The organism is Mannheimia sp., from assembly GCF_056854775.1.
This window is the reverse complement of the sequence record NZ_JBXGGI010000140.1, coordinates 1-2,691: the sequence shown is the minus strand read 5'-3', so window position 1 is coordinate 2,691 and position 2,691 is coordinate 1. Positions and strand designations below refer to the sequence as shown.

At 42.6% G+C, this 2,691-nt stretch carries 2 protein-coding genes, 2 tRNA genes and 2 rRNA genes; 4 read left to right on the top strand and 2 right to left on the bottom strand.

Annotation, left to right across the window (positions count from 1 at the left end):
- From rrf (ACJHV0_RS09845) to ACJHV0_RS09830, 4 genes are all read left to right on the top strand, one after another.
- Positions 1–84, top strand: a 5S ribosomal RNA gene (gene rrf, locus ACJHV0_RS09845); the annotation flags it as partial.
- A 68-nt stretch (positions 85–152) separates the two neighbouring features.
- Positions 153–268 (top strand): 5S ribosomal RNA (gene rrf, locus ACJHV0_RS09840).
- Positions 269–280: 12 nt separating this feature from the next.
- Positions 281–357, top strand: a tRNA-Asp gene (locus ACJHV0_RS09835).
- A gap of 58 nt (positions 358–415) precedes the next feature.
- A tRNA-Trp gene (locus tag ACJHV0_RS09830) sits at positions 416–491 on the top strand.
- 174 nt (positions 492–665) lie between these two features.
- Here the strand turns inward: ACJHV0_RS09830 and prmA are convergent.
- On the bottom strand, positions 666–1,547 hold the full coding sequence (gene prmA / locus ACJHV0_RS09825; protein WP_025236927.1) for a 50S ribosomal protein L11 methyltransferase: 882 nt from the start codon (positions 1,545–1,547) through the stop codon (positions 666–668).
- A 65-nt stretch (positions 1,548–1,612) separates the two neighbouring features.
- On the bottom strand, positions 1,613–2,691 hold a 1,079-nt coding region (gene tldD, locus ACJHV0_RS09820), incomplete at its 5' end, for a metalloprotease TldD (RefSeq protein ID WP_483134079.1).

Below are 2,691 nucleotides of genomic sequence, written 5' to 3'. Positions count from 1 at the left end.
TTCCATTCCGAACTCAGAAGTAAAACGCAGTAACGTCGATGGTAGTGTGGTGATTCGCCATGTGAGAGTAGAGCATCGTCGGGTTTTTATTTAGTGAGTTTATTAGTAGATAGAATGAGATAGTAGTAGACTGACTAAATAGAAAGAATTTGATTGATAACCAGAGTGCTGTGGCTCTACCTGACTCCATTCCGAACTCAGAAGTAAAACGCAGTAACGCCGATGGTAGTGTGGTGATTCGCCATGTGAGAGTAGGGCATTATCAATCTAAGAATTTAGCGGAGCGGTAGTTCAGCTGGTTAGAATACCTGCCTGTCACGCAGGGGGTCGCGGGTTCGAGTCCCGTCCGTTCCGCCAATTTATTTAAAAGCGAGTCTAATACTCGCTCTTTTCATACAAGAAAAAAGCTATCAATAGGGGCGTAGTTCAATTGGTAGAGCACCGGTCTCCAAAACCGGGTGTTGGGAGTTCGAGCCTCTCCGCCCCTGCCATTATTTAGAAGACCGACTCATTTGAGTCGGTTTTTTCATTTCTATATTTGTAAAATTTTTCTTAATTTATACCGCTTGTAGCTATAAAAAGGTTATAAAGGATATTTCTCCTGAAAGATGTGGAGAAGATATAAATAAAGCCCCATTTTTTCTTAAAACAGGGCTTTATTTAGATTAGATTTTATGACCTGTAATTCGACACCATTCTTCTTTTTCCACTACAGGATCAAGCTCAAATGATGGGCTATAAGCCTCACATACACTTTCAGCTTGGCTTGCAAGAATACCCGATAATCCCAAATCACCATTTGGTTTTACAAGAGTGATAATGTTAGGAGCAAGCTCTTTTAATGGACCTGCAAGAATATTTGCTACTACAACATCAGCTTGTAAATCTTTGGGTTGATCTTTGGCTAAGAAGAGTTGTAAACGAGCTTCTACACTATTCGCTTTCGCATTATTTTGACTGGCTAAAATTGCTTGTGGGTCGATATCAATCCCGATTGCTTGTTTCGCACCGAGTTTTAATGCAGCAATCGCTAAAATACCGGAACCGCAGCCAAAATCAATCACAGTTTTGCCTTCTAAGTCTAAGCTATCTAACCATTGTAAGCAGAGGGAAGTAGTTGGGTGTGTACCTGTTCCAAATGCTAAACCCGGGTCGAGCATCACATTAACTGCATTCGGATCAGGCACTTCACGCCAGCTTGGACAAATCCATAAACGTTTGCCGAACTGCATTGGGTGGAAATTATCCATCCACTCACGTTCCCAATCTTTATCTTCAATTTGCTCAATTTTATGAGCAAAAGTTTCATCAACTAATTTGCTAATTTTTAATGCTTCTACGATAACATTCATATCTGTTTCTGCATCAAATAAGCCAACCACATCGGTATTGCCCCAAAGACGAGTTTCGCCCGGAAGAGGTTCAAAGATTGGCGTATCTTGGCTATCCATAAAAGTAACGGATACTGCTCCAATCTCTGTTAAAAAATCGCTGATTTCTTCAGCCTGTTTATCTGTGCTATTTAAACGAATTTGTACCCAAGCCATTTTTGTTTTCCTTTTATCGCTTCAAGCGGTGATATTTTTTCTAAATTTTGCAAATTGGACGGAGGCTATCCACGTCCACCCACCGTAATTTTATCTAACTTCACAGTCGGCTGTCCCACACCGACCGGAACAGATTGCCCTTCTTTACCACAAGTGCCAATTCCGGGATCGAGCTCCATTTTTTTACCTACCATTGAAACTTGCTGCATTGCTTCAATACCGCTACCGATAAGGGTTGCTCCAGTTACCGGTTTGGTAATTTTACCTTTCTCAATCAGGTATGCCTCTGCGGTAGAAAACACAAATTTGCCGGAAGTAATATCAACCTGCCCACCGCTGAAATGCGGAGCGTATATGCCATATTCAACCGATTCAATCATTTCCTCAAATTCGTGGTTTCCCTCGGTTAAGTAAGTGTTGGTCATTCGTGGCATCGGTAAGTGTGCATAAGATTCTCGTCTGCCATTGCCTGTCGGTTCAACACCCATTAAGCGAGCATTGAGTTTGTCTTGCATATAGCCTTTCAAAATCCCATTTTCAATTAACACATTGCGTTGTGAAGGCACACCTTCGTCATCAACCGTAATTGAGCCTCTCATATCCGGCACAGTACCATCATCAACAATAGTACAAAGCTCGGAGGTAACCATCTGCCCGATTTTGCCTGTAAAAAGTGAAGATTCTTTACGGTTGAAATCGCCTTCTAAACCGTGTCCAACTGCTTCGTGTAATAAAATGCCGGGCCAGCCGGCACCAAGAACAATCGGCATTGTGCCAGCTGGGGCAGGAATGGCAGTAAGATTAACCAGTGCTTGGCGAACAGCTTCTTTTGCAAGAGCCTCTGCTCGGCTAAATCCTGTTGCATTTGGTTCTAAAAACCACGTTAAGCCGAAACGTCCACCAGCTCCGGCTGAGCCACGCTCACGCTTGCCGTTTTGTTCCACAAGTACGGAAATAGATAAACGTACTAATGGGCGAATATCTGAGGCTAATGTACCGTCTGTGGCTACAACTAGCATCTCTTCATATACTGCAGACAAGTTGGCATTCACCTGAATAACACGAGGATCTTCCGAACGGGCAGTTTTATCAATCAAATGGAGTAATTCTACTTTTTGCTCTCGGCTAATTGTATCTAGCGGAT

Excerpts from the sequence above, each read along its gene's own strand:
- prmA (WP_025236927.1), bottom strand. The coding sequence starts at position 1,547 with ATGGCTTGGGTACAAATTCGTTTAAATAGCACAGATAAACAGGCTGAA.